Below are 25,743 nucleotides of genomic sequence, written 5' to 3' on the forward strand. Positions count from 1 at the left end.
GGCCGGCCGGTTGGGTGTGCCGCCAGGAGCCGGTGCGCAGCCCGTCGACCGGTTCGGCGTGCCGCCCGGAGCCGAGCGCGTTGTGCCTCGCGCCACCGGACACGGGGGACAGCGCAGCGGTACGCCACCGGACGACGAGGGCGGCCAGCCTCTGGGCAGTCAGTGGTACGACGCCGACGCGGGGCCGCTGGTCCGCCCGTACGCGGTCACCGGTGGGCGTACCGAGCCGGGCCCCAGCGGGGTGCGCTTCGACCTGATCGCCCTCGTGGCCGCCGACGACGGTGGTCCGGACGGCCACCAAGGGGCACTGCTGGGTCCCGAGCACCGGGCCCTGCTCGCTCTGTGCCGCGACGAGACCCAGTCGGTCGCCGAGCTCTCAGCGGATGCCGATCTCCCGGTGGGAGTGGTACGGGTACTCCTCGGCGACCTGCTGGAAGCGGGCTGCGTCCGCGTCAGCAGGCCCGTTCCTCCCGCGCAACTACCCGACGAGCGCATCCTGCGCGAGGTCATCGACGGCCTCCGGGCGCTCTGAGAGCTTCCGTAACCGTCATGTGCACCTCCCACTCACGACGAATATCGACGCCGTCCGGGCAATGAACGAAGCAGTCCGGACATGTGAATCAAAAACCGTTCACTCCCGTCGGCGACCGCCCCTGCTTGCCATGCTGTCGCCCCTACTGACGGCACGCGCGAGAGAAGTGATCGATGTCCTCCGACCATGTGGACGGCGCAGGCGGCGAAGAGTCCGGGGAATCCACGGCCCTGGCCCTGAAGATATTGGTGGCCGGCGGCTTCGGCGTCGGCAAGACCACCCTGGTCGGCGCGGTGAGCGAGATCCGTCCGTTGCGGACCGAGGAACTCCTCAGCGAGGCCGGGCAGTCCGTCGACGACACCGGCGGAGTGGACCAGAAGACCACCACGACCGTCGCGATGGACTTCGGGCGGATCACCATCAGGTCCGGCCTTTCGCTGTACCTGTTCGGCACCCCGGGACAGGACAGGTTCTGGTTCCTGTGGGACGAGTTGTCACAGGGCGCCCTGGGAGCGGTCGTCCTGGCGGACACCCGCAGGCTCGAGGACTGCTTTCCCGCCGTGGACTACTTCGAGCACCGCCGTATCCCCTTCGTCGTCGCCGTCAACTGCTTCACCGGTGCCCGCACCTATGCCGAGGACGACGTCTCACGCGCACTCGACCTGGACAGCGGCACGCCGGTGGTCCTGTGCGACGCGCGCGACCGTGCCTCAGGAAAGGAGGTCCTGATCCGGATGGTCGAGTACGCGGGCCGCATGCACACGGCCCGGATCCTGGACTCGGTGGGCCAGGCGGCGGCAGGGGCGGAGTGAGAAGCCGGGCCGGGCGACCGGGTGCGAGGTGAGGGCGGCGTGCGGCACCGCACAGGTCGGCGGCGGCCGACCATGTGCGCCGCACGCCCACCGAGGACGGCGGCCGGGAGGTGGCGTGAAGCCGCGCCTCCCGGGTGGAGGGGTGCTTGCCCGCATGGGAGGCGTGCGCAAGGCTTGCGCGGAATGCGGGGAACATATGAACGGGGAGGATGGAAACATGGCGCTGGACCGGGGACTCGACTGGCTGCTTGACGATCTCACCAGCCGGGTGAAGCAGATCCAGCACGCGCTCGTGCTGTCGAACGACGGGCTGGTGACCGGCGCCAGCACAAGTCTCGCCCGGGAGGACGCGGAGCACTTGGCGGCGGTCTCGTCCGGGCTGCAGAGCCTCGCCCGGGGATCCGGGCGTCACTTCGGGGCGGGAAGAGCGCGCCAGACCATGGTGGAGTTCGACGAGGCGCTCCTCTTCGTGACCGCGGCAGGCGACGGCAGCTGCCTGTGCGTCCTGAGCGATGCCGAGGCCGATGTAGGCCAGGTCGCCTACGAGATGACCTTGCTGGTCAACCGCGTCGGTGAGCATCTCGGTGTGACGGTACGACAGGGCGCGGACGACCCGCTCGACCGCCTCTGACCTGCATGTCTGTGGACCAGGCGAAGTTGTCCACAGGCCGGCACGGAAACATCGCCCCCGGGCTACCGTGGTCACGGAGAGTATTCGACCTCACGGGGGAGGACGGTCATGACCGTCACGGAAGCCACGCACACCAAGAAAGCCACACACACCGGGCACACCAGGCACACCGCGGACGCCACGGGAGCCACGGCTCGGACGCCCGTGTCCCAAGCGCGAGCCGCTCAGGAACTGGACCTGAAACGCGGCGAGTTCGACCTCGCCGTCCATCTGGGGCTGATCGAGACCGAACAGACCGCGGGCGCGGGCGGGGTGTCGCCGCGGGTCCGTCGCGGGGAGATCGACCGGCTGCGCTCCCTGCCCGGATTTCCCGAATCGCTGCGGGACCGTGTGCGTACGGCGGGGACGGCGGAAGGCGCGGCGCTGCTCGGAGTGAGCCCGGTGCGCTTCACCGGCCTCGCGCGCATCGGGTGCGTCTCACCGGTGGCGTTCTATCTGAACCGCTACCGCGCGGTCGTCTGGCTCTACCGCGTGGAGGAGCTTCTCGCCTTTGCCGCGGCGGAACCGGACCTGGTCGGAGGGAAGAGCCCTGCCGGGATGCGTGCCATGCTCGACGCCGGCACCGACTGGCGTGCGCGTAACTGGCGTTCCCGCAGGATCGACAGACTGCTGAACCGCACGGAAGACCCATGGGTCCGCGCTGCCCTGCACGCTTCCGGGCTGGACCCGGTGCAGCTCGCCGAGGTGGTGGACGACCCATACGAGCGCGCCTACCTCGCCCGGATGCGGCCCGACCCCGTATACGGCCGTCCCGGGTCCCTGGCCGGAAAGGAGGCCATGGCAAAGCTGATGCTCGCGGATGATCCCGACGAAATCCTCTGGCGCAGGGTGAATCTGACCCTGGAGCTGGACCGGGCACGCGAAACGCGCCCCGCACCCCGGCCGGGCTGCGCATCCGTACCCCGGCGAGGCCGCGAACCGGCTCCCGGGCCGGGCCGGGAGTCCACGCCCAGGACCGTGCCGGAGACGGCGGGGCGGACCGGCCCTGCCTGGCGCCGCACCGGCGCACGACGCCAGGACCCGGGGCGGAGGCTGCTCGCCCGGATCGGTCTGCGCAGGCCGGCGAGCAGAGATCACTAATGCGATTGCCGTGAGCAGTCCTCGCGGCCATCCTTGCCCCATGCTGATCAGAGAAGCCACTGCCGAGGACTGGCCTGCCATCTGGCCGTTCTTCCATGAGATCGTCGCCGCGGGCGAGACGTTCACCTATCCCCTGGATCTCGGTCGCGAACAGGCCCAGGAGTGGTGGCTCCTGACGAAGCCGAACCGGTCGGTGGTCGCGGTCGACGAGGCCGGCACGGTCCTCGGCACGGCCAAGATGAACCGGAACCACATGGGCAACGGCTCGCACATCTCCAGCGCCAGCTACATGGTCGCCCCGCAGTACTCCGGGCAGGGCGTCGGCCGTGCCCTGTGCGAGTACACCGTGGACTGGGCGCGCACGGCCGGCTACCGCGCCATGCAGTTCAACGCCGTGGTGGAGACGAACACCCATGCGGTCAAGCTTTACCGGTCTCTCGGCTTCGAGGTCATCGGAACCCTCCCGGAGGGCTTCAATCACCCCGCCGAGGGATACGTGGGTCTGCACATCATGCACAAGCGGCTCTGACAGCACCTCCGCAGGCGGCCGGGGGACCTGCCGGTGGGACGTGTTCCGGCCATCCTGAGTGTGTCCGTCATGTCACAAGTAGCACTGATGTGGGTGCGGTTGGCGCCTCGATGATGTGTGGGCGATGTGTGGGGGGCGGCTGCGCTTCCTATGAGTGGGGGCAGTACTGTGCGCCCCACCGCCTTACCGGCGGGGAACTCATATGGAGGAAAAATCCATGACCATACCCAGGAGATCGTGGCGTGGCGCGGGAGCATTCGCGGCCGCTGCGGTGGTCGGCCTGGCAGGCGGAGTCATCTCCGCCGGTCCGGCCGCAGCTCACACCCCCACCTGGGCCGTGACCTGCTCCGAAGTGACGCTCAATCTGACGCAGTACTCGGCCGACGCCACCAACCAGGTGACCGTCTCCGTGGAGGGGGGCGACGTGCTGCTCCCCACGACCGAGTTCGGCAGGGACTACAGCACGAAGACGCCGCTCCAGCTCCCGAAGCACGACAAGGAGCTGACGGTCCGCCTGGTCGTCAAGGCCGGTGACGACGACAGGTACTCGGTCGACCAGACCAAGACGGCGCCGGTGTGCGAGGGAACCACCCCGGAGCCCACTCCGACCGAGGAGACTCCCTCGGAGACCCCGAGCACCGAGCCGTCGAAGCCCGAGGCGCCCGAGCCCAGCGCGACGCCGAGCGAGACCGCCACGCAGGCCGCGCCTGCCCCGGCCGAGCCGAGCAGCAGCGCCCCCGACCTGGCCGAGACCGGCTCGTCGTCCGCGACGCCCGTGATCGGTGGAGCAGCGCTCGCGGTTCTGCTCGCCGGTGGCGGCATCCTGTGGTCCGTCCGCAAGCGCCGTAGCGTGCAGCACTGACGTACCCAGACAGCCCGGGCCGTAGGCGGTCGAACGCCTGCGGCCCGGTGACCGGGGCGTACCGTGTCGGTTACGACGCGGTACGCCCTTGTCGTGTCCAGGAGCTTGTCGCGCCCATCGGCGCGGGAAGCAGCGGCACCGGCCGTGGCCCTACGGCGACTATGCGGGGCCGATCTCGCACCAGACCGCCTTGCCCTCGCCGCGCGGCTCGATGCCCCAGCGCTCGGCCACCGCGTCGAGCAGCAGCAGACCGCGTCCGGAGGTGGAGGTCTCACCCGGAGTGCGGCGCCTCGGCCAGACACTGGAGCGGTCCTGGACCGAGAGCCTGATCCGTCGCACGGGCTCCGGCAGGACCTCCAAGGTCAGCACCGCTCCTCCCTCCGTGTGCAGCAGCACGTTGACCAGCAACTCTCCGGTGACCAGCTCCGCGTCGTCCGCCAGACCGCCGAGATCCCAGTCCCTCAGGGCCTGACGCACGATCGAGCGGGCCTCCGAGAGCCCCTGCGGATCGGCCTGATGGATGTACTGGTGCAGTCGCGGCGCACGGGACGAACCCACATCAGGACTGCGCCGTACGACCAGCAGGGCGACGTCGTCGCCCGACCCCCAGCGTTCCCACAGCCGGTCGGACAGATGGTCGGCCAGTGCCTCGGCGCCGTCGGGCCCCTCGCTCACCTCGTGGATGAGCGCCGCCACCCCCGTGTCCACGTCGGCTCCCGGCTCCTCCACGAGCCCGTCGGTGTAGAGGACCATCGTCTCGCCGGGCACCAGGTCGAGGCGGGTCTCGGGGAACTCCTCGTCCCGGAAGTACGTGGAGATCCCAAGCGGCAGACCTCCCCGCACCTGGGGGACGCCGACCCTTCCGTCGGTGTGCCGGATCAGCGGACCGAAGTGCCCGGCCCGGCAGACGCGTACCTCGCCCGTGGCGAGGTCCACCTGCGCGTACGTACACGTCGCGAAGCGGTCGGTGTCCAGTTCGGCGAGGAACCGGGAGGCGCGCGCCATGACGGTGGCCGGGGGATGCCCCTCAGCGGCGTACGCACGCAGGGCGATCCGCAACTGGCCCATGATCGCGGCCGCGTGGGTGTCGTGGCCCTGCACATCACCCACCACCACGCCGATACGGTTCCTCGGCAGTGTGATCACGTCGTACCAGTCGCCGCCGACCTCGCGTCCGCTCCACGCGGCGTGGTAGCGGACCGCGATCTCGCCGCCCTCGATCTCCTGAATGCGCCGGGGGAGCATGGCCGACTGGAGCCCGGTCGCGAATTCCCGCTCCTCGTCGAAGAGGATCGCCCGTTGCAGCGACTGGGCCACGATGGCGGCCAGCCCCAGGCAGAGGATCCGCTCGTCCGCGCTGAAGACGGTGCGGTCGCGGTAGAACAGGGCGAGGCCTCCCAGTGGGCGCGCCTGGGCGATCAGGGGAAGGTAGGCCACGGCACGGAAGTCCAGCCGTCCGATGTGCGGCTCCAGCACCGGATAGCGCCTGACCAGCGAGGCGAGCGAGGTGATGAACAGAGGGCGCCCGCTCAGGATCGCGTCCCCGAGGGGACGTGACGCGTCGAGCTGGTCCGAACCCAGGCCTTCGAGGACCCCCACGGAATCGCCGCTCAGCGCGATGATGTTGAGCGCCGAATCCTCCACCAGACCGAGCGCCAGCCCGTCCGCGCCGATTCCCACCAGCCCGCCCGGCCCCGTGAGGGCGGCGGTGACGTCGTCCACGGTCACCGCGCGTGACATCGCTTTCGTGGTGCGTTCGACGATGCTCGTCTGGCGGCGGTGCCGCTTTTCCAGGTCCAGGACGAAGGCCGAATGGGTGACCTCTGCCGTGGCGTCCCGCACCACACCGATGACACGGTGTGCCCGTCCGTCCTCCGAACGAAGGATCCGGGCCTGGACGTGTGTCCACTGATGGGTCCCGTCCTCCTGGGGCACCTGGAAGTGAACGCTGTAGGAGCTGCTCCCGCCGGAGATCGCCTCGTCGATCGCACCGTCCAGCCGTGCTCGCTCCGTCGCGTCGAGCCGTTCGACCACGGCCGACGGCCGCGCGTCGAAGGTCGCGGGATCCAGGCCGAAGACCAGGAGACCCGCCTCGTCGACGTCCAGCGTCCCCGCGTCCAGATCCCATTCGAAGCTGCCGGTGCGGTTCAGGGCGAGGCGCTCCGCGGTAGCCGTCTCACCGGCGCTGCGGCGGTCGAACCGGAGCCGTGACGCAGCGTCGTCGTGCGGTCGCCGTGGAGTGTCGCTCATGCCTGCTCCGGAGGTCGTCCGGCGGGGCTGCTGGACGTCGCGGCCCGTGGATTCCAATTGTCGAGCCCGTGGTCCGGGAGTGCCACAGCGGTCGTGCCGACGGACCCGGCGCGGAGCCCCCAGGACCGCCGTCGCACAATGGCGCGCAGAGATCGTCCACGGCCGACCGGAGCGCACCCATGAACGACGACGAGCCCGTCCTGCTGCACACCGAGGGCCACGTCCTGCACATCACCCTCAACCGTCCCCGAGCGCTGAACGCGCTCACCCACCCCATGGTGCGCGGCATCGGGGAAGCGCTCACCCGGGCCGCCGGCGAGGAGTCGGTCACGGCCGTCCTGATCAGGGGAGCGGGCGAGCGGGGTCTCTGTGCCGGCGGAGACATCCGTTCGATCTACGAGGACGCCCGCGCGGGCCGCCGTGCCTCCGTCGACTTCTGGCGTGACGAGTACCGGCTCAACGCGCAGATCGCGCGCTTCCCGAAGCCGTACGTCGCGCTGATGGACGGCATCGTCATGGGCGGCGGAGTGGGCGTCTCCGCCCACGGGGACGTGCGCATCGTGACCGAGCGCTCACGTGTCGCGATGCCCGAGACCGGCATCGGTTTCGTCCCGGACGTGGGCGGCACCCGTCTGCTCGCATCGGCGCCCGGCGAGCTCGGTGTGCACCTGGCCCTCACCGGCCGTGCCGTGGACGCGGCGGACGCCATCCTGTGCGGACTGGCCGACCACTTCGTCCCCTCCCACCACCTCGACGACCTCGTTCGCGACCTGTCCCGCAGCACCACCGCGGGCGAGGTGACGGAGACCGTGGGGCGTTACGCGACCGAGGCCCCCGGAGGGGAACTCGCCGAGCAGCGCGTCTGGATCGACGACTGTTACGCGGCGGACACCGTCGAGGAGATCATCGAACGGCTGCTGAAGAGCGGTGTGCCGGCCGCCGAGGAGACCGCCGCCGCGCTCCGGACCCTCTCACCCACGGCACTCAAGGTCACGTTGGCCGCCGTACGCCGCGCCGGGCGGCTCGGCAGTCTCGAAGCGGTCCTCGACCAGGAGTTCCGTGTCTCCTGCCGGGCATTCACGGGACCCGACCTGGTGGAAGGCGTCCGCGCACGCATCATCGACAAGGACCGCAGCCCGCGATGGAACCCCTCCGAGCACGGTGACGTCACCGCTGCGGAGGTCGCCCGTCACTTCGAGCCGCTCGGCGACCAGGAGCTCGGCCTGGTCTCCCGCTGAGGAGGGACCCGTCGCGGAGGGCGCGGGTCGCCCAGGCTGATGCCCGGGCGCCCTCGGACCACCCGGCGCGCGCGGTCATACGCGGATGCCCAGCCGGTCCGCGGCCCTGTCCCAGGCCCCCACGTCCCCCCGCGGCAGGTAGTGACGCAGGTCCTGGGTGCGTGCGACGAGCCGCCGCATGTCCGCGAGTCCGCCCACCAGCCCGTGCGCCCGGGCCTGTACCAGCACATTCCCGAGAGCCGTGGCCTCCGCGGGACCCGCGGTGACGGGCAGACCGGTCGCGTCCGCCGTCCACTGGCAGAGCAGTTCGTTCCGCGACCCTCCGCCGACGAGGTGGATCCGGGTCAGCTCGCGACCGGCCAGCCGCGCGGCCTCGCGCAGCGTGCGCCGGTGCGCCAGAGCCAGGCTCTCCAGGACGCACCGCACGTATCCGCCACGGCCGTCAGGCGAGGTCTGCCCCGTCCTGGCGAGGGCGGCATCGATCCGCGCCGGCATGTCGCCCGGCGCCAGGAACACGGGATCGTCCGGGTCGATCACTGCGGCGAAGGGCCTGGCACGGGCTGCTTCCGCCAGCAGGCCCGGCAGACTCGTCGGCGTACCGTCGCGGTCCCACGTACGCCTGCACTCCTCCAGCAGCCACATCCCCATGATGTTGCGCAGATACCGTACGGTGCCGTCGACCCCGCGCTCGTTGGTGAAGTTCGCAGCCCGGGACTCCTCCGTCAGCACCGGCGCGTCCAGTTCCAGACCGGCCAGCGACCAGGTACCGCACGACACATAGGCGAATCCCGGCTCCGCCGCGGGGACCGCGGCCACGGCGGACGCGGTGTCGTGCGAGGCGACCGTCGTCACCGGCGTACCGACGGGGAGGCCGGTGTACTCCGCCACGTGCGGCAGCAGGGCTCCCGCCCGCTCGCCCGGTTCGCGCAGCTGGGGGAAGAGCGAACGTTCCAGTCCCAGTCGTTCGATCAGGGCGTCGGACCAGGCGCCGGTACGGGCGTCGAGCAGACCGGTCGTCGAAGCGTTGGTCATCTCCGCGCCCACAGCCCCGGTCAGCCAGTACACCAGCAGATCGGGCATCAGCAGGAGCGTGCGTGCGGCAGCCAACTGAGCGGTCGAACGCTGGGCGGCGAGCTGGAAGACCGTGTTGAACGGCAGGTGCTGCAAACCGCTGACCCCGTACAGCTCCTTCGCGGAGACCCCGGCGAGCACCTCCTCGGCGGCGGCGGTGTTGCGGCTGTCGCGGTAGTGGAACGGCACCCCGAGGAGCGAACCGTCGGCGTCCAGGAGACCGTAGTCCACGGCCCAGGTGTCGATGCCCACCGAGGTGACCGGACCGCCCCGCGCCGCGGCGCGCAATCCGTCCAGCATCCCCTGGTACAGGGCGAGCACGTCCCAGCGCAGCCCGTCGGGGAGCCGGACCGGGGTGTTGGCGAAGCGGTGCGTCTCGTTCAGCACCAGCTCGTCCGGACCGACCCTGCCGGTGATCACCCGGCCGCTGGTGGCGCCCAGGTCCACCGCGGCGAACACCGGGTCGTGTCGTGAAGTCGCAGACATGGAACTCTCATCCGATCAGGACGGAGCCGCGCCCCGGCGCGTTCGAGGAACAGCACCCGGGGCGCGGCGCGGTGACACGTGGTCAGCGGAGGAAGGCCGCCGCCACACCGGCGTCCACGGGGATGTGGAGGCCGGTGGTGTGGGTGAGGTCTCCACCGGTCAGCGCGAAGACCGCGTTGGCGACATGCTCGGGAAGCACCTCCCGCTTGAGGATCGTGCGCTGGGCGTAGAACTCGCCGAGCTTCTCCTCCTCGATGCCGTACGTCGCGGCGCGCTGGGCGCCCCACCCGGCCGCGAAGATTCCGGAGCCCCGGACCACCCCGTCGGGGTTCACCCCGTTGACCCGGATGCCGTGCTCGCCGAGCTCGGCCGCCAGCAGCCGTACCTGATGCGCCTGATCGGCCTTCGTGGCGGAGTACGCGATGTTGTTCGGGCCCGCGAACACGGCGTTCTTGGACGCGATGTAGACGATGTCTCCGCCGAGGCCCTGCGCGCGCATCATCCGCGCGGCCTCCCTGGACACCAGGAACGATCCGCGCGCCATGATGTCGTGCTGGAGGTCCCAGTCCTGGGCCGTGGTCTCCAGGAGCGGCTTGGAGATGGAGATCCCGGCGTTGTTCACGACCAGATCCACGCCGCCGAAAGCGAGGGCCGCGGCTTTGAACGCCTCGGCGATCTGCTCCTCCGACGTGACGTCGACGGTCACCGCGACGGCCTTGTCCGGCCCGCCGAGATCCTCGGCCACGGCCTGGGCGTTCGTTGCGTCGAGGTCGGCGACGACGACGCAGGCGCCCTCCGCGACGAGCCGGTGCGCGATGGCCTTGCCGATGCCCGACCCCGCGCCCGTGACCAGGGCGACCCGGGTGGCCAGCGCCTTCGGCTGCGGCATCCGGCGGAGCTTGGCCTCCTCCAGCTCCCAGTACTCGATGCGGAACTTCTCGGACTCCTCGATCGGTGCGTACGAGGACACCGCCTCGGCGCCCCGCATCACGTTGACGGCGTTCAGGTAGAACTCCGCCGCGACCCGGGCGGTCTGCTTGTCCTTGCCGAAGGAGAACATGCCGACACCGGGGACCAGCACGATCGCAGGATCCGCTCCACGCATCGCGGGGGAGCCGGGGGTGGCGTGGCGCTCGTAGTAGGCGCGGTAGGCGTCGCGGTACTCCTCGTGGAGCACCCGGAGCCGGGACACGGCTTCCTCCAGCGGCGCGTCCGCCGGCAGGTCGAGGACCAGCGGGCTGACCTTCGTACGGAGGAAGTGGTCCGGGCAGGACGTCCCGAGTGCGGCGAGGCGCGGGTGCTCGGCACGTGCGAGGAAGTCCAGCACGGGTGCGGCGTCGGTGAAGTGGCCCACCTGAGGACGGTCCGTGGACGCGAGGCCGCGGATCACGGGGGCGAGGGCCGCTGCCCGTTCGTGCCGCGCCTCGGCGTCGAGGGCCTCCCGTCCGGGGAGCACCGGACCGAACGGCTCCGCCTTGCCCCGCTCCTCCAGGAACGTCTCGGCGGTGCGGATCATCCACAGGGCGTTGCGTTCGCACTCCTCGGACGTGTCGCCCCAGGCCGTGATGCCGTGACCGCCCAGGATCACTCCGACTGCCTGCGGGTTGGCCTCCTTGACGGCCGCGATGTCGAGACCGAGCTGGAAGCCGGGCCGGCGCCAGCCCACCCAGGCCACCTTGTCGCCGTAGCACTCGGCCGTCAGTTTCTCGCCGTCGGCGGCGCACGCCAGCGCGATGCCGGAATCCGGGTGGAGATGGTCGACGTGCGCGGCCTCGACGAGAGCGTGCATCGCGGTGTCGATGGAGGGAGCGGCACCTCCCTTGCCGTGGAGGCAGTAGTCGAACGCGGACACCATCTCGTCCTCGCGTTCCACCCCGGGATACACGTCCTTGAGCGCGCGCACCCGGTCCAGCCGGAGCACGGCGAGGCCGGCCTCGGTCAGCGTGCCGAGGTCGCCGCCCGAGCCCTTGACCCAGAGCAGTTCGGCCTCGCCGCCGGTGACCGGATCGGTCTCCGCGGCCTTGGCAGACGTGTTGCCCCCGGCGTAGTTGGTGTTGCGCGGGTCGGAGCCGATCCGGTGGGCGCGCTCCAGGAGCGCGGCGACTTCTGCGTGCGTCGCGGACGTCATGAGGGTTCCTTCGGGAAGAGAAGAGGGAAGGGCGGGTGCGGGACGTACGGCGGGGGAGCGGCGCTCAGGCGCCCCAGCCCGCCTGCTCTCCGCCGACGCGGTCGGAGGCGATGCGCTCCTGGTTGCCGGAGGCCAGGTAGGCTGCGAACGGGTCCCGGGCCAGACCGAGCTCCTCGCGTACCTCGGCGAGCAGCGGCCGGACGTCGGTGTTGAAGGCGTCCATCAGCACGCCGTTGGCGGCGAGGACGTCGCCGGAGCGCTGCGCGGCGGTCAGCGCCTCGACGTCGATCAGCAGCGCCTTCGCGGTGGCTTCCTGGACGTTGGTCACCGAGCGGATGACCGCCGGGATCTTGGCCTCGATGTTGTGACACTGATCGAGCATGAAATTGACGTTGGTCTCGGCCTTCAAGCCGCCGTTCCTCGCCACCTCGTGCATGATCCGGAACAGCTGGAACGGGTCGGCGGCGCCCGCCATGAGGTCGTCGTCCGCGTAGAAGCGGGAGTTGAAGTCGAACGCGCCGAGCTTCCCCTCGCGCAGCAGGAACGCGACGATGAACTCGATGTTCGTGCCCGGTGCGTGGTGACCGGTGTCCACGACGACCTGGGCCTTCGGGCCGAGCTTGAGGCAGTGGGCGTAGGCGGTGCCCCAGTCGGGGACGTCGGTGGTGTAGAACGCGGGCTCGAAGAGCTTGTACTCCAGGAGCATGCGCTGGTCGTCACCGAGCCGGTCGTGGACCTCGGCCAGCGCCTCGGCCAGCCGGTCCTGGCGGCCCGCGATGTCGTCCTGGCCGGGATAGTTGGTGCCGTCCGAGAACCAGAGCTTGAGATCGGGCGAGCCGGTGGCATCCATGATGTCGACGCACTCGAGCAGATGATCGACAGCCTTGCGGCGGACCTTCGGGTCCGGGTGGGTGACGGAACCCAGCTTGAAGTCGTCGTCCTGGAAGACGTTGGAGTTGATCGCGCCGATCCGCAGTCCGAGTTCTTCGGCGTGGCGGGTCAGCGCCGCGTAGTCCTCGACCCTGTCCCACGGTATGTGCAGCGAGACCTTCGGCGCGACGCCCGTGTACGCGTTCACCTGCGCCGCGTCCGCCAGTTTCTCGAACGGGTCACGGGGGACACCGGGCTGGGCGAAGACCTTGAAGCGGGTCCCGGAGTTGCCGTAACCCCAGGACGGCGTCTCGATGACCTGAGACTTCAGAGCTGCCTTGACGGCCGACACATCAGACATGAACACCTCGTAAGCAGAGTCATCCGGCGACCGGTCAGGATCGGGATGTGAATCGTTTCATCCGGAACGTACGCTAGGTTTGGGCCATGCTGCCAGTCAAGCAGCTAGGCAAGTTTCTTCCTGACTTGAATCAATTCATCGCCCCTGATGAGGGGCTTCCGGTGGTCTTGTAGGCATTGACATGTGACCGAAAGGTCACCTATTTTGGGTGTATGGACGAGGTGTTCAAGGCCCTGGCCGACCCGACGCGGCGCAGTCTGCTCGACGAGCTCTTCCGCGAGGACGGGCAGACACTGAGTGCGCTGGAGTCCCGTTTCGACATCACGCGTTTCGCGGTGATGAAACACCTCAAGCTGCTGGAGGCGGCAGGGCTGGTCGTCACGCGACGCCGGGGGCGGGAGAAGCTGCACTTCCTGAACCCGGTGCCCATCCGGCTCGTCCACGACCGGTGGGTCAGCAAGTACGCGGAGCCCTGGGCCGCCGGGCTCAGCGAGCTCAAGAGCCGACTGGAGAATGTCATGGAGAAGGTCTTCGAGATCTACATCCGCACCACCCCCGAGCGACTCTGGGAGGCGATCACCGACCCCGAGATCAGGAGCAAGTACAACTTCGGAGCCCGCGTCACCTCCGACTGGACCGAGGGCTCACGCTTCGAGATGGGAGCGCCTGGCGCACCCGGGCCGCTCGGTGAGGGCCAGAACCTGGTGGTGGATCCGCCGCGCAGGCTCGTGCAGAGCATGGTCGCCCTCTGGAGCGACGAGGTGCGCGCTGAGGGGCCGAGCCGGATCACCTGGGAGATCGAGCCCGTCGGTGACTCCTGCCGGCTCACCGTCACCCACGACGAGCTGCGCGAGGGTGCCAACGAGGAGCTGTACGGCGGTTGGCCGATGATCCTCTCCGGCCTGAAGACCTGGCTGGAGACGGGCGAACTCCTCACCACGCCCGGCTCGCTCATGTACAGCGACCGGTAGCCGGATTTGCGCTCCGCGGCGGCGGGCGCCTCGCCGGGGCGTACGGCCCCGTGCGCGGCGCCCGCCGTGCGCGCGAGTCAGCGACCGGAACCGCTCAGGCTCGGCTGCAACTGCCGTACGAGAGCGAAGAACCGGTCCTCGTTGCCCGAGAGGCCCGCACTCCGCAGGGCCTCGTCCGCCTCCTGGATCGGGGAGGCGAGCAGCGGCATGTAGAGCGGGGCATCCGCCGGATCGGCGAGGGCGGCGCGTGTGGCCGCCAGTAAACGGACATACGCCTGGGCCGCGGCGATTTCTGCTTGGTGCATCTCAGCATCTCCCCGTCAGAGGTGTCGGACCGTCAAGCATCTCTCATGGGTCTGACAACGCACCCGGGGCGATGCGGAGGGGCGCTCAGGAACGTTCCGCGGGCGGAGCTTCGACCTCGACGAACCGGCGTCGGCGCGGCCCCCGGTACAGCAGAGCCGTCCAGCCCAGCCGTCGCAGCACCGACACGCACCCGGTCAGCGCCTCCTCCTCGCCATGTGCGGCCCCGCTGCCCGGCGGCCCGGTCCACTCGACCCGCACCGAGCCGGCCGCTTCGCCCGCGCGGACCCGGTAACCCGTGGCCGTCCGCTCCCCGGACGGGCCCACGGCGGAGGGCGAGACGCCCGCGGCCTCCAGCGCGAGCGCCACGGCCCGCACCGGCCTGTTCAACTCCCACGCGGCCGGCTGCCCCTCGGGATCCGCGGTGCCCGCACGGGTCAGCCGTCTGATCTGGAGCATCCCCTCGAACGCGGTCCGCACCTCCCCGGCACGCACGCCCGGCGGCAGGGAAGTTGCCGGGCCGTCGCCCGTCGCGGGCTCGAACCCCCCTTCCTGCGCAACGCTCACGTCCTGCCCCTTCGCCGATGCCGAGTCCAAGGGCTCAAGTGTGCGCCCGCCCACCGACAATGGCCGCACCAGCTGTGCCCCCACACCGATAAACTCGGCTGCAACCGCACACGACGGAGGAACCGCGCACGTGCCCGACAACCACCCGACCGCACCCGTCACCGATCGGGCTGCCCTGCGGGCAGACTGTGCGAACTGCGCCGGGCTGTGCTGCGTCGCCCTGACGCTCACCGCCTCCGCGGACTTCGCGATCGACAAGGACGCGGGCACACCCTGCCCCAACCTCGCTGACGACTTCCGCTGCGGCATACACACCCGTCTGCGCTCGGACGGCTTCGTCGGCTGCACGGTGTACGACTGCTTCGGGGCGGGCCAGAAGGTCTCCCAGGACACCTGTTCCGGGACGGACTGGCGCTCGGGCGGGGCGGCGGCCCAGGAGATGTTCCAGGTCTTCCCGGTCATGCGTCAACTGCACGAACTGCTCTGGTATCTGACCGAGGCGCTCTCCCTGTCGGCCGCGAGCCCTCTCGCCGCCGAACTCCGCGCAGCACTCGACGACACGGAACGCCTCACCCGCCTCCCCGCCGGTCGACTCGCGGAGCTCGACGTGTCCGCACACCGCGACAAGGTGGCGCCACTGCTGCTGCGCGCCGCCGCACTCGAACGCGCCACCCTCCCCCGGCGCACGAAGCGCAGCCACCGGGGCGCCGACCTCATCGGGGCCAAGCTCTCCGGCGCCGACCTGCGGGGCGCCGAACTCCGCGGGGCCTACCTCATCGCGGCAGATCTGAGCGGAGCCGATCTACGTTCCGCGGAGCTCATCGGCGCGGATCTCCGTGACGCCGACCTGTCCGGCGCCGACCTCACCGGAGCCGTCTACCTCACCCAGGCCCAGCTGAACGCCGCGAAGGGCAACGCCGCCACGCGACTGCCGCCGTCCCTGACCCGGCCGGCGCACTGGGACGCGGCCGGGCCCGGCGCGGCGTGAACACCGCCGCGCTCGCCATGAGTTCGCTCCCTCGACGGCGTCGCTGCGCGGGGCCGTCGCCGAGCTCCGCCGGTGTGACCAGCCGTACACCCCCGGCACGACGGTGCTCCCCGTGCGGCCCCCAGCCGGCCGCGGCGAAGCATCCATGTCCAGCTCCATCCCGGCCCACTCCTCACCCAGGACCGGGACCGTCCTCGTCACACCCGGTCGCTCCCGCGTCCTCGTGCTCCAGCGCGGCCTTCAGGCGCTCCAAGGTCGTGCGGATGTTCACACGCTGGAACTCCGCGAACGTGTGGCCCCGCGTCGCGAAGCGGTCGAAGGCGTTGGCGAGCGGGTCAGGCCATGCCCGCCTGTGGTCAGTCCAGGTCTCGGTCACCCGGGTGCGCCCGTCGACCGCCTCCAAGCGGTACTCCCACAGCGCGATGGGACCGGACAGCAAAGGACGGCGTACACCTATCGCGTGTACGCGAAAGGCGAACCGCAGGCCAGGATCGGCGGCGGTCACCGTGCACCTGGTCGTCCAGCGGAAGGGCCCGCGCTTGTTGCGGCCCTCGAAGACCATGCCCACATGAGCGTCCCGGCGCCCGCCGATCACACGTGCGCCCAGGTTCTCCGGACTCCAGCGCCCCATCGCGGTGGGGTCGCTCAACCGCTCGTACACGGCCGACGGTGCCGCCCGGATCAGGACGCTGTCCGACACGGACATGGTGCGGGGCATGAGCGGTACTCCTCGTCCTCTGTCGCCGGGGCGTCCGGCGGAAGCCCGACGGATCACGTGCGAACGCTCGGCGATGCTGGTTCGTTGGACAGTGTGTCGTACACACGGTCGTGACCAGGACACCGGACCCGAGGAGCCCGTCCATGCCCAGCCACATCCAGCTCGGACCCACCCGCACCACCCCGCCCGCCGGGGAACGGACGCGTCTGGTCGAGCGGCTCATGGAGCGGTTCCCCCATGTGCCGAGAGAGGCGGTGCTCAAGGAGGACCTGCTGCGCGGCGGTATGGCGTTCGACGAGTCGGCGCTCAGTGACAACGAACACGGCGACGTCAAACCGAAGTCGTACTTCATCTTCTCCTTCGACCACGGCACCCTGCCCGAGCTCGGAGCCGCCGCCCTGCGCAGGCCGCCCGAGGAGATCGTGCTCACGGGCGGCCCGTACGACCTGCGCCGCACGGTGGTGTCCGTCCGGGTCAACCCGGCCTCGCCGTACCGCGTTGCCGCCGGGCCCGACGGCGTACTGGGCCTCTATCTCGACGGCGCACGCATCTCCGACGTGGGTCTGCCCCCGATGCCGGACTACTACCGTCACACCCTGGAGAACGGCAAGTCCGTCATGGAGGTCGCCCCCACCATCCAGTGGGGATATCTGATCTACCTCACGGTGTTCCGGGTCTGCCAGTACTTCGGTGCCAAGGAGGAGTGCCAGTACTGCGACATCAACCACAACTGGCGCCAGCACAAGGCGGCAGGCCGCCCCTACACGGGCGTGAAGGACGTCGACGAGGTTTTGGAGGCCCTGGAGATCATCGACCGCCACGACACGGCGAGGACGACCACGGCGTACACGCTCACCGGCGGCGCCATCACCTCCCACATCCAGGGGAGGGACGAGGCCGACTTCTACGGCCGCTACGCCAAGGCCATCGAGGAGCGGTTCCCCGGGCGCTGGACCGGAAAGGTCGTCGCCCAGGCCCTCCCCAAGTCCGACGTCCAGCGCTTCCACGACTACGGCGTGCAGATCTACCACCCCAACTACGAGGTGTGGGACCGCCGTCTGTTCGAGCTCTACTGCCCGGGCAAGGAACGCTACGTCGGCCGCGACGAATGGCACCGGCGCATCCTGGACTCGGCGGATGTCTTCGGCGCCCGCAACGTGATCCCCAACTTCGTCGCCGGCGTGGAGATGGCCGAGCCGCACGGATTCAAGACCGTCGACGAGGCCATCGCCTCGACCACCGAGGGCCTGCGCTTCTTCATGTCGAACGGCATCACACCGCGCTTCACCACCTGGTGCCCCGAGCCGACCACCCCCCTGGGCAGGACCAACCCGGACGGTGCGCCGCTGGAGTACCACATCAGGCTGCTCGAGGCCTACCGGGCGACCATGGAGGAGTACGGGCTCTCCTCACCGCCCGGATACGGTCCGGCGGGCGCGGGTCGCGCCGTGTTCTCCGTCAGCTCGTTCATGGACAGCCTTCCGGCCGAGAACTGACACCTCCCCGGCCCCCTCGCGCCGCACCCCGGACATGCGCGGCGCGACGGGCCGGGACCCGCGCGTCCGGCTGTTCAGGCGCGGAACTCGGCGGTGCGCTCCGGGGAGGCCTCGGCCAGGGCCTTCTCGATGGCGGCCGCGTCACCACGGTTCCCGTACACCGGAGTCCCCGGCTGCTGGCGCCAGGACTCGTCGATGCCGCCCGCGTCGACGGTGTCGAAGCCCAGCTCGTCGATCAGGTCGCGGACCGTCTGCTTCGCGGCCGAGTCGTCACCGGCGACGGGCAGGGCCTGCCGGCCGGCCGCGCCGCGGGGGAGCCCCTTGTCGAGGATGTCCTGCGCGTACGTGCCGTTGAACGCCTTGATCACAGGATGGCCGATCTGCTGCTCGGTCCACCGGCTCTCCGGCAGGCCGTCCTCGATCGCGGCGATTCGGCCGTCCCGCTGCTGAGGGTAGTAGTTGCCGGTGTCGATGACGGCGACGCCGTCCGCCGCTCCGTCGAGGAGCCCTGAGGGCAGGGCGGGGACCGCCTTGAGCGGCACGGTCACCACGACGACGTCCGCGCCACGCGCCGCCTCGGCCGACGTGACCGGCGTCGCTCCGGTCTCCTCGGCGAGTGCCTTGAGCGTCTCGGGGCCACGGGAGTTGGCGACGGACACCTCGTGCCCGAGCGCGGTGAGGCGCCGGGTCAGGTTGCCGCCGATGTTGCCCGCTCCGATGATGCCGATCTTCATGATCAGACCTTTCGCTGCCGCGTGTCAGGGAAATAGGCTCTCGCCGGATCAACAACCCTCGGGGTGCGGACACTATTCCGGTGCGCTGAATCGGTTCCGCAGCCGGGCGGGGGATGGGATCGCTCCGGACGGGCACCCATGGGAGAGAGAAAGCGGAATCTCAGTGCCCCACTTGGAGGCGATGCCCGTGCTGCACGGTGTCGATGTCAGCTCCTACCAGACCGACTTCGATACGGCCGGTCTGGATTTCGTCTTCGTGAAGTCCACCGAAGGCCGTTCCTACGTCAACCCGAAACTGAAAAGCCAGGTCAAACGCGCCAGGGACGCCGGCTGCGTCATCGGTTTCTACCATTTCCTGTGGCCCGGCCACGCGAAGGAGCAGGCGGCTCATTTCCTCGACCAAACCCCCGAGCGTGCGGGCGATCTCCTGGCCGTCGACTGGGAGCGGACCGGTGAAGGGAGCCGCGCGACGAGCGCGGACAAGGACCGCTTCATCCGCGAGGTGAAACGGCTGAGGCCGAGTCACCGTGTCCTGCTGTACTGCAACCGCTCCTTCTGGCTCGACCACGACACGAGCTCGTACGCGGGTGACGGGCTCTGGATCGCCGACTACGGCACGGCGGGAGAACCACGCATCGAGGCGGACTGGCTCATTCACCAGTACACCGACGAGCCGCTCGACAAGGACGTGGCCGACTTTCCCACGCGGGAGGCGATGCGCGCCTGGGCCGAAGCCTGAGAGCGGCTCCGCCGTCAACAACGGCATCCCGGCCATCGGCCAATGGAGTGTCCTTTCCCAACCACTGGTGCAGTGCGTACGGCGATGACCTGCGGCACCGCCGCAGGGAGTCCATCCTGGTCGCCGAGTCAGCAGTCGGCCGTCGACCGAAGGAGTGCCGCAGTGACGACGAGGGGCCCCTCAGCACCGGTGGAAGCCGATGCCGCCTACGAGGACGAATTGCCTGTGCGGCGTCGGCAGCCGGGGAACGTGGTCATCAGGTGGCTCACCACCACCGACCACAAGACGATCGGCACCCTGTACCTGTCCACCTCGTTCGGCTTCTTCATCGTCGGTGGCGTCCTGGCCCTCGTCATGCGGGCGGAGCTGGCGCGCCCGGGTAATCAGCTGGTCTCGAACGAGCAGTTCAACCAGGCGTTCACGATGCACGGCACGATCATGCTGCTGATGTTCGCGACGCCGCTGTTCGCCGGTTTCGCGAACTGGATCATGCCGCTGCAGATCGGCGCGCCCGACGTGGCGTTCCCGCGGCTGAACATGTTCGCGTACTGGCTGTACCTCTTCGGCTCGCTGATCGCGGTGTCCGGTTTCCTCACCCCGCAGGGCGCGGCCGACTTCGGCTGGTTCGCCTACACCCCGCTCTCGGACTCGGTCCGTACGCCCGGTGTCGGAGCGGACCTCTGGATCATGGGTCTGGCCTTCTCCGGCTTCGGCACGATCCTCGGTTCGGTCAACTTCATCACCACGATCATCTGCATGCGCGCGCCCGGCATGACGATGTTCCGCATGCCGATCTTCACCTGGAACGTGCTCCTGACCGGTGTCCTGGTCCTGCTGGCCTTCCCGGTCCTCGCCGCCGCACTGCTCGCCCTGGAGGCGGACCGCAAATTCGGCGCGCAGATCTTCAACCCGGCCAACGGCGGCGCACTGCTCTGGCAGCACCTCTTCTGGTTCTTCGGCCATCCGGAGGTGTACATCATCGCCCTGCCGTTCTTCGGCATCGTCTCCGAGGTGATCCCGGTGTTCAGCCGGAAGCCGATCTTCGGATATGTCGGTCTGATCAGCGCGACGATCGCCATCGCCGGTCTTTCGGCCACGGTGTGGGCCCATCACATGTACGTCACCGGCGGTGTGCTGCTGCCGTTCTTCTCCTTCATGACGTTCCTCATCGCCGTACCGACCGGCGTGAAGTTCTTCAACTGGATCGGCACGATGTGGAAGGGGTCGCTGTCCATGGAAACCCCCATGCTCTGGTCGATCGGATTCCTGGTCACCTTCCTCTTCGGGGGACTCACCGGCGTACTCCTCGCCTCACCGCCGCTGGACTTCCACGTGTCCGACTCGTATTTCGTCGTGGCGCACTTCCACTACGTCGTCTTCGGCACCGTGGTCTTCGCGATGTTCGCCGGATTCCATTTCTGGTGGCCGAAGTTCACCGGCAAGATGCTCGACGAGCGACTGGGGAAAATGACGTTCTGGATGCTGTTCATCGGCTTCCACGGCACCTTCCTGGTGCAGCACTGGCTCGGTGCCGAGGGCATGCCGCGTCGTTACGCGGACTACCTCGCCGCCGACGGCTTCACCACCTTGAACACCGTCTCGACGATCGCCTCGTTCCTGCTGGGCCTGTCGATGCTGCCCTTCCTGTACAACGTGTGGAAGACCGCGAAGTACGGAAAGCAGGTCGCGGTCGACGACCCGTGGGGATTCGGCCGCTCGCTCGAATGGGCGACGTCGTGCCCGCCCCCGCGGCACAACTTCCTGACCCTCCCGCGGATCCGCTCGGAGTCGCCGGCATTCGACCTGCACTACCCCTCGATCCGTGAACTCGAGGAGTCCGCCAACCGTCCCCAGGAATCCGTCACGGTGGCGCCCGGGGACAAGCAGGAATAGGAATCCGGGACGACTGCCCCAGAAGAGGAGGAGCTGGTGGAGCCGGAGAAGGAGAGCGCCAGAGGGCTGGCCCAGGTCGAGGGATACCTGCTCTGGAACGCCGAGGTCGAGGAAGCCCGCAGGCACGCCCGGCGCTTCGCCGACGCGCTGCCCTGGCTCACCACCGCCCAGCGGGAGGAGGTCGAGCGCGTCTACGTCACGGACAGGGTGGCCGTCTCCAAGGAGATGCTCACCCGGATCGCCGGCAGGGCCGTGGAACTGCGCGGTGAGTACACCGCACGCTACGACCGGCTCCGTGCCCGCTGCGTGGCCGTGTCCGTCCTGACCGTGGGGACCGTCGGCGGAGGCTGCGCCGCGCTCACCCTCATCAGCCGCTGACCCCGGACGCCCGGTACCCGGACCACGGTCCGGGCGTCGGCGTCCGGTGCCGCGACAGCGGAACACATGCCCGGCCGGGCGCGGTAACGCCCATCGCCCCGGGCCTCGGCCCGGCGGCCCGCGGTGCTCCCTGACGCACCGGGACCGGGCGGCGGCACGGCTTCACCGAACCGGCGCCGCGTACGCCCGGTCCAGCTCGGCCAGATGCCTGGCGAGCAGCTCGGCGTGCGACGGAGGCAGCTCCGCGGTGGGGTGCCCCAGCTCCACCGCACAGGCCGTCGTCGTGTCGATGAGCCGCTCCAAGGCCTTCGCGACACCTTCGGAACCGGCGGAGTGCCGTGCCACTGCCGGGAGCTCGGCCGCCGACAGGTCGATCGCCGTACGGGCCGCCGCCAGCGAACGGTAGGCCTCGCGGCGCAGCGCCCCCCGCCCGGCATGGTCCTGCGGGGCGGCCATGACGTGCCCCAGGTAGCGGTGCGCCGCTCCCACCGCCGTGTCGAGAGCGGCGCGCACGCCCTGGCCCGGCCGTCCCGGCAGCGGGAGATGCCCGACGATCAGCACCGTCGCACACGCGAGAAGGGACTCCACCACACGGCCCCAGGAGGCGGCGGGCTCCCCGCCCAGCATGACGAGGGACAGCACGAGCACGGTGACCACCGCCGTCTGCACGGCGAAGTGGCGAGTGGCGACCGGGAGGAGGGCGCCGCACAGGACCACGGCCGCGAAGAGCGGCCACGGCCCCGATGCCACCAGGGCCAGGAAACCGAAGACCGCAGCGCCCACGACGGTGCCCACGGCGCGGCAGACCACCCGCGAGGCGAGGGGCCCGAGGTCGGGCTTGACCAGGAAGACCGTCGTGGCGGGCAGCCAGTACCAGTGGTCGTGGTGGAGCCACTGCGCGACGACCGTGCTCGTCGCGCAGCACAACGCGACCCGCACTCCGTACTCGCGTCCCGCGGCACTCCACGCCCGGCGCGGAACCGAGGCGGACGACCGCTTCCCGCGTGCGCCGAGCGGTGAACCGGTGGGGCCGTCGAAGACCGACGCGGCCCTCAGCAGGGCGTCGTCCAGGGCCCGCAGCCCCGCATCCGTCCGTGCCGGAGCCGGCAACGGACCGCAGGGGCCACCGCTGCGCACCGCCGCGGCGAGCCGGCCGGGGCCTTCGGCGATCCGGTCGGGCAGCGGGGCTCCGGCCCAGGCCAGGGCGGTCGCGGCCTCGGCCAGCGGAAACGCCGCCGCGTACTGGGCGTGGAGACGCCGCTCGGCCCCCGAACTGGCGTAGCGACGCAGACGGGGTCCGGCCAGTGCGTCCTGTGCCTGGTCGAGCGCGGCGCTCAGCGCCGCGCGCTCGGCACGGGCATGCGGGCCACCGGTCGCCCGCAGGAGCCGCGCCACCGCCTCGTACACGGCGGCGACGGCCTGCCTCTCCCCGTCGAGCCGGTACGGCCCGCTGCCGCTCCTGCCTTCGGACGGCAGGAGCAACCGGAGCAGCAGCAGCCAGCTCGCCCCCGCGAGGAAGAGCAGCGCGCGCACCGGACCGGGCTCGGGGAGCGGCATTCCGGCGCCGATCACGACCGCGACCATCACCTGCGTACCGCACGCCGACGCGACGGGCCCTGTGGAGCTCAGTGCGCCGGCGACCAGACCCAGCAAACCGAACGCGAGGGGAAGGAGGACCAGGGAACGGCCCTCACCCACAGCCGAGGCGATCAGGGTGCCGAGCAGCAGCCCGCCCGAGCCCGCCAGCGCGGGGACCCCCAGCCGGGTGACCGCCGCGCGGCGGCTGCCGGGCCGGTCGTTGATGCCTGCGAGCATGGCGCCGAGCGCAGCGGGGACGCCGGCGGTCGGCTGCCCGGCCACTACCGCCACCAGCAGGGGTACGCCGGCCAGCGCCCCGCGCAGCACGGCGTTCCACGGGACCGGACCACGCTGGGCCCGCAGTACGTGGCCGAGCCACGGGGGGACCCGGGTGGCAAGACGAGAGGAGTGCACGAGGCTCCTGTCCGCGAGGGGAAACGTCATTTCGCCGGCGGACGCCTTCGGCCTGGGCGCGGCCTCAGCCTAGATCCTTCAGGTGGAGCGGGCGCTACCGGCGTGTTTCCGGTGTGTGACGGCCGGCGGGAGCACCGGACGTCACAGCGCCGCGGCGAAGTTCTGCGTCCACACCGGACCGCTGGACGAGTCCTCCCGGCCGACCCCGATCTCCTTGAAGGCGCAGTTGAGGATGTTCGCGCGGTGCCCCTCGCTGTTCATCCAGGAGTCCATCACCGACTCGGCCGTCTGCTGGCCCTTGGCGATGTTCTCGCCGTACGTGCTCCAGCGGTAGCCGGCGGCGGTGATCCGCGCACCGGGATCCGTGCCGTCCAACGACGTGTGGGAGAAGTAGTTCCGCGCCACCATGTCGGCCGAGTGACGCGAGGCGGCGGTCGCCAGAAGGCTGTTGCCGCTCACGGACGCGCAACCCGCCTTGGCACGTTCGGTGTTCACCAGCGCGATGACTTCTTCTGCCACCGAGGGGGCGGACGAGGGCTTCGGCGCGGCGGCCGGCCGGGAGGACCGTGGACGCGGTTCGGGCGCCTTCTCGGGGGCCGCCGAGGCCGTCCGGCTCTTGGACGGTGATGGCGACGCCGTTCGCGACGGTGTCGGTGAGGCCGATGAAGGCGTGGGGGAGGGGGAGGGGGAGGGGGAAGCGGAGTGGGACGGTGGGGTCGTCACCGCGGCGGAGGGACCCGCGAGGGGCTCGATCGCCGTCGCCGGCCCCTCCTCCCCGTCGTCCGTGTAGAGATGGACCGCGGCTCCGCCGCCGCCCAGTGCCGCGACGGCCACCAGCCCGGCGAGGACCGTGGTGCGGCGGCGGCGCCGGGCACCGTCCCGCCGGCGCTCGGCGCGCCCGGGCCCCGACACGTAGGCGGCATCGGGCAGGAACGCGGCCGGAGTCGTCGGCCCTTCCGGTGGTCCCCCGGCGGAGTACGGCTCCGTGGCGTGGAAGAGCTCATCGGCCCGGTGCGGCTCGCGGGCGGGCGCGAACCCGGCGGCGGACATCGGCTGTGACGCGGACATCGGTCCACCGAGGGAAGCGGCCACGGGCACCAGGGCGAGCCCGACCAGCAGACCCTCCGCGGGCACCAGGCCCGACCGGTGCCCGGAGCACACCGTGCACTCACGGGCATGACGGACCAGGCGCTTGCGCCAGAGGGCGGACGGCGTTCCGTCCCATCCGGCCGTCAGGTCCTCGAGCAGGACGCACCGTGGGTCCGCCGCCAGCGCGCGTACCACCACGCGCGCGGCTTCCAGCCGCTCCTTCATCCTCTGCACGCGTACAGCGGTGTGCTGAGGGGACAGGTCAAGTGCGTTCGCCATCTCGGCCCGGGACAGCTGCCCGGCGGTCTCCAGCCACCACAGCGACACCAGCGCGCGGTCGTCGTCGTCCAGCCACCTCGTCGCCTCGGCGGCCTCGCGCCGCTGCCCCGTCAGCCCGAGCCGGACGATCGTCAGCTCGACGAAGTCGGCGGCAGGGTCGACCACGTCGTACGTGTCTCCCATCGGATCCGCCGACACGGGCCCGCTCCCGCGCTCGCGGAGGTGCCCCCGTATCTCGTTCATGGTGATGGCCACGAACCAGGACCGGAAGCTCTTCGGTGTGCGCAGCGACGGCAGGCCGCGGAGCATGCGCAGCACGCTCTCCTGCACGACGTCGTCGACATCCGCGTGGCCGTTCAGTGCCCGGCCGACGATGTTGTAGACGAGCGGCAGGTAGGACGCGACGAGCCGGTCCTGCGCCTCGGGATCGCCCTTCTGCGCGGCCTTGATCAACGCCGTGTCGCGTGCCTCGCCCATGCTCTGCTCACTCTTCCGGGATCCTGTTCCGTCACTTCCCACACTCGGGAGACGCTGTGCGGCGGGGACAATAACAGGAATCCGGTCATGCGCTCGATATCCGTTCCCGGATCCGAACGCACCGGACGCCGGAGCCGGCGGCGGGGGTGAGGGACGCCGCCGGCTCCGGCGCACGGGCAGCGGGCGCCGGCGTACCGGCGCCCGCTGTG

At 70.4% G+C, this 25,743-nt stretch carries 23 protein-coding genes; 13 read left to right on the forward strand and 10 right to left on the reverse strand.

Features of this window, described 5'->3' with window-relative positions; all coding sequences use genetic code 11:
* The first annotated feature begins 151 nt into the window (after positions 1-151).
* From ABZY45_RS18605 to ABZY45_RS18630, 6 genes are all read left to right on the forward strand, one after another.
* A complete protein-coding gene (locus ABZY45_RS18605; RefSeq protein ID WP_356741623.1) occupies positions 152-532 on the forward strand; it encodes a DUF742 domain-containing protein in 381 nt (126 codons plus the stop codon).
* Between the two features lie 173 nt (positions 533-705).
* Positions 706-1,344, forward strand: a complete 639-nt coding sequence (locus ABZY45_RS18610) for an ATP/GTP-binding protein (RefSeq protein WP_356741232.1) — start codon at positions 706-708, stop codon at positions 1,342-1,344.
* A gap of 217 nt (positions 1,345-1,561) precedes the next feature.
* Positions 1,562-1,975, forward strand: coding sequence for a roadblock/LC7 domain-containing protein (locus tag ABZY45_RS18615; protein WP_356741234.1), 414 nt, complete (start codon positions 1,562-1,564; stop codon positions 1,973-1,975).
* Positions 1,976-2,083: 108 nt separating this feature from the next.
* Positions 2,084-3,115: a DUF6397 family protein gene (locus ABZY45_RS18620; protein WP_356741235.1), complete on the forward strand. Its 1,032-nt coding sequence runs from the start codon at positions 2,084-2,086 to the stop codon at positions 3,113-3,115.
* A 40-nt stretch (positions 3,116-3,155) separates the two neighbouring features.
* Positions 3,156-3,644, forward strand: coding sequence for an N-acetyltransferase (locus tag ABZY45_RS18625; protein WP_356741236.1), 489 nt, complete (start codon positions 3,156-3,158; stop codon positions 3,642-3,644).
* Positions 3,645-3,861: 217 nt separating this feature from the next.
* The gene (locus ABZY45_RS18630) at positions 3,862-4,506 is read left to right on the forward strand and encodes an LAETG motif-containing sortase-dependent surface protein (protein ID WP_356741238.1); all 645 of its coding nucleotides are present in this window, start codon (positions 3,862-3,864) and stop codon (positions 4,504-4,506) included.
* 159 nt (positions 4,507-4,665) lie between these two features.
* Here ABZY45_RS18630 and ABZY45_RS18635 read toward each other — a convergent pair whose 3' ends face one another.
* Positions 4,666-6,756, reverse strand: coding sequence for a SpoIIE family protein phosphatase (locus ABZY45_RS18635; protein ID WP_356741240.1), 2,091 nt, complete (start codon positions 6,754-6,756; stop codon positions 4,666-4,668).
* 179 nt (positions 6,757-6,935) lie between these two features.
* Between ABZY45_RS18635 and ABZY45_RS18640 the strand changes: the two genes are divergently transcribed.
* Entirely contained in the window at positions 6,936-7,994 is a 1,059-nt protein-coding gene (locus ABZY45_RS18640; RefSeq protein ID WP_356741242.1) for an enoyl-CoA hydratase/isomerase family protein, read from the forward strand.
* Positions 7,995-8,069: 75 nt separating this feature from the next.
* On the opposite strand, the gene ABZY45_RS18645 is transcribed toward ABZY45_RS18640, so the two are convergent.
* From ABZY45_RS18645 to rhaI, 3 genes are all read right to left on the reverse strand, one after another.
* On the reverse strand, positions 8,070-9,551 hold the full coding sequence (locus tag ABZY45_RS18645; protein WP_356741244.1) for a rhamnulokinase family protein: 1,482 nt from the start codon (positions 9,549-9,551) through the stop codon (positions 8,070-8,072).
* Positions 9,552-9,633: 82 nt separating this feature from the next.
* Complete coding sequence (locus ABZY45_RS18650; protein ID WP_356741245.1) at positions 9,634-11,679, reverse strand: bifunctional aldolase/short-chain dehydrogenase; 2,046 nt, start codon at positions 11,677-11,679, stop codon at positions 9,634-9,636.
* 64 nt (positions 11,680-11,743) lie between these two features.
* Positions 11,744-12,910, reverse strand: coding sequence for an L-rhamnose isomerase (rhaI, locus tag ABZY45_RS18655; RefSeq protein ID WP_356741246.1), 1,167 nt, complete (start codon positions 12,908-12,910; stop codon positions 11,744-11,746).
* A gap of 212 nt (positions 12,911-13,122) precedes the next feature.
* Here rhaI and ABZY45_RS18660 point away from each other — a divergent pair, with 212 nt between their 5' ends.
* Positions 13,123-13,881, forward strand: coding sequence for a metalloregulator ArsR/SmtB family transcription factor (locus ABZY45_RS18660; RefSeq protein ID WP_356741248.1), 759 nt, complete (start codon positions 13,123-13,125; stop codon positions 13,879-13,881).
* A 77-nt stretch (positions 13,882-13,958) separates the two neighbouring features.
* Here ABZY45_RS18660 and ABZY45_RS18665 read toward each other — a convergent pair whose 3' ends face one another.
* Together ABZY45_RS18665 and ABZY45_RS18670 are read right to left on the reverse strand one after the other, a co-directional pair.
* Entirely contained in the window at positions 13,959-14,186 is a 228-nt protein-coding gene (locus ABZY45_RS18665; protein WP_356741249.1) for a hypothetical protein, read from the reverse strand.
* 85 nt (positions 14,187-14,271) lie between these two features.
* Positions 14,272-14,751: a hypothetical protein gene (locus ABZY45_RS18670; protein ID WP_356741251.1), complete on the reverse strand. Its 480-nt coding sequence runs from the start codon at positions 14,749-14,751 to the stop codon at positions 14,272-14,274.
* 130 nt (positions 14,752-14,881) lie between these two features.
* On the opposite strand from ABZY45_RS18670, the gene ABZY45_RS18675 reads away from it, so the two are divergent.
* Complete coding sequence (locus ABZY45_RS18675; protein WP_356741253.1) at positions 14,882-15,739, forward strand: pentapeptide repeat-containing protein; 858 nt, start codon at positions 14,882-14,884, stop codon at positions 15,737-15,739.
* Positions 15,740-15,911: 172 nt separating this feature from the next.
* Here the strand turns inward: ABZY45_RS18675 and ABZY45_RS18680 are convergent, their stop codons facing one another.
* The gene (locus tag ABZY45_RS18680) at positions 15,912-16,457 is read right to left on the reverse strand and encodes an SRPBCC family protein (protein ID WP_356741254.1); all 546 of its coding nucleotides are present in this window, start codon (positions 16,455-16,457) and stop codon (positions 15,912-15,914) included.
* A gap of 143 nt (positions 16,458-16,600) precedes the next feature.
* Here ABZY45_RS18680 and ABZY45_RS18685 point away from each other — a divergent pair, with 143 nt between their 5' ends.
* Positions 16,601-17,953 (forward strand): radical SAM protein, encoded by a 1,353-nt coding sequence (locus ABZY45_RS18685; protein WP_356741256.1) that lies wholly within the window; start codon positions 16,601-16,603, stop codon positions 17,951-17,953.
* Positions 17,954-18,027: 74 nt separating this feature from the next.
* On the opposite strand, the gene ABZY45_RS18690 is transcribed toward ABZY45_RS18685, so the two are convergent.
* Positions 18,028-18,687: an NAD(P)-binding domain-containing protein gene (locus tag ABZY45_RS18690; protein ID WP_356741258.1), complete on the reverse strand. Its 660-nt coding sequence runs from the start codon at positions 18,685-18,687 to the stop codon at positions 18,028-18,030.
* A 187-nt stretch (positions 18,688-18,874) separates the two neighbouring features.
* On the opposite strand from ABZY45_RS18690, the gene ABZY45_RS18695 reads away from it, so the two are divergent.
* The 3 genes from ABZY45_RS18695 to ABZY45_RS18705 all read left to right on the forward strand — a co-directional run bounded on the left by ABZY45_RS18695 (position 18,875) and on the right by ABZY45_RS18705 (position 21,697).
* The gene (locus ABZY45_RS18695) at positions 18,875-19,426 is read left to right on the forward strand and encodes a glycoside hydrolase family 25 protein (RefSeq protein WP_356741624.1); all 552 of its coding nucleotides are present in this window, start codon (positions 18,875-18,877) and stop codon (positions 19,424-19,426) included.
* Positions 19,427-19,588: 162 nt separating this feature from the next.
* Positions 19,589-21,319 carry a cytochrome c oxidase subunit I gene (gene ctaD, locus ABZY45_RS18700; RefSeq protein ID WP_356741260.1) on the forward strand — a complete coding sequence of 577 codons (1,731 nt, stop codon included), beginning with the start codon at positions 19,589-19,591 and terminating at the stop codon, positions 21,317-21,319.
* Positions 21,320-21,355: 36 nt separating this feature from the next.
* Entirely contained in the window at positions 21,356-21,697 is a 342-nt protein-coding gene (locus tag ABZY45_RS18705) for a hypothetical protein (protein WP_356741262.1), read from the forward strand.
* A 162-nt stretch (positions 21,698-21,859) separates the two neighbouring features.
* Here ABZY45_RS18705 and ABZY45_RS18710 read toward each other — a convergent pair whose 3' ends face one another.
* Positions 21,860-23,602 carry an FUSC family protein gene (locus tag ABZY45_RS18710; protein ID WP_356741625.1) on the reverse strand — a complete coding sequence of 581 codons (1,743 nt, stop codon included), beginning with the start codon at positions 23,600-23,602 and terminating at the stop codon, positions 21,860-21,862.
* 228 nt (positions 23,603-23,830) lie between these two features.
* Positions 23,831-25,534 (reverse strand): sigma-70 family RNA polymerase sigma factor, encoded by a 1,704-nt coding sequence (locus ABZY45_RS18715; RefSeq protein WP_356741264.1) that lies wholly within the window; start codon positions 25,532-25,534, stop codon positions 23,831-23,833.
* Positions 25,535-25,743 lie beyond the last annotated feature (209 nt).

It is taken from the genome of Streptomyces sp. NPDC006516, assembly GCF_040611875.1.
Lineage (GTDB): Bacteria > Actinomycetota > Actinomycetes > Streptomycetales > Streptomycetaceae > Streptomyces.

Coding starts and splice junctions, on each gene's coding strand:
- ABZY45_RS18610 (WP_356741232.1), top strand. CDS start 706: ATGTCCTCCGACCATGTGGACGGCGCAGGCGGCGAAGAGTCCGGGGAA.
- ABZY45_RS18625 (WP_356741236.1), top strand. CDS start 3,156: ATGCTGATCAGAGAAGCCACTGCCGAGGACTGGCCTGCCATCTGGCCG.
- ABZY45_RS18630 (WP_356741238.1), top strand. CDS start 3,862: ATGACCATACCCAGGAGATCGTGGCGTGGCGCGGGAGCATTCGCGGCC.
- ABZY45_RS18635 (WP_356741240.1), bottom strand. CDS start 6,756: ATGAGCGACACTCCACGGCGACCGCACGACGACGCTGCGTCACGGCTC.
- rhaI (WP_356741246.1), bottom strand. CDS start 12,910: ATGTCTGATGTGTCGGCCGTCAAGGCAGCTCTGAAGTCTCAGGTCATC.
- ABZY45_RS18685 (WP_356741256.1), top strand. CDS start 16,601: ATGCCCAGCCACATCCAGCTCGGACCCACCCGCACCACCCCGCCCGCC.
- ABZY45_RS18620 (WP_356741235.1), top strand. CDS start 2,084: ATGACCGTCACGGAAGCCACGCACACCAAGAAAGCCACACACACCGGG.
- ABZY45_RS18690 (WP_356741258.1), bottom strand. CDS start 18,687: ATGAAGATCGGCATCATCGGAGCGGGCAACATCGGCGGCAACCTGACC.
- ABZY45_RS18715 (WP_356741264.1), bottom strand. CDS start 25,534: ATGGGCGAGGCACGCGACACGGCGTTGATCAAGGCCGCGCAGAAGGGC.
- ABZY45_RS18650 (WP_356741245.1), bottom strand. CDS start 11,679: ATGACGTCCGCGACGCACGCAGAAGTCGCCGCGCTCCTGGAGCGCGCC.
- ABZY45_RS18640 (WP_356741242.1), top strand. CDS start 6,936: ATGAACGACGACGAGCCCGTCCTGCTGCACACCGAGGGCCACGTCCTG.
- ABZY45_RS18660 (WP_356741248.1), top strand. CDS start 13,123: ATGGACGAGGTGTTCAAGGCCCTGGCCGACCCGACGCGGCGCAGTCTG.
- ABZY45_RS18680 (WP_356741254.1), bottom strand. CDS start 16,457: ATGCCCCGCACCATGTCCGTGTCGGACAGCGTCCTGATCCGGGCGGCA.
- ABZY45_RS18645 (WP_356741244.1), bottom strand. CDS start 9,551: ATGTCTGCGACTTCACGACACGACCCGGTGTTCGCCGCGGTGGACCTG.
- ABZY45_RS18665 (WP_356741249.1), bottom strand. CDS start 14,186: ATGCACCAAGCAGAAATCGCCGCGGCCCAGGCGTATGTCCGTTTACTG.
- ABZY45_RS18615 (WP_356741234.1), top strand. CDS start 1,562: ATGGCGCTGGACCGGGGACTCGACTGGCTGCTTGACGATCTCACCAGC.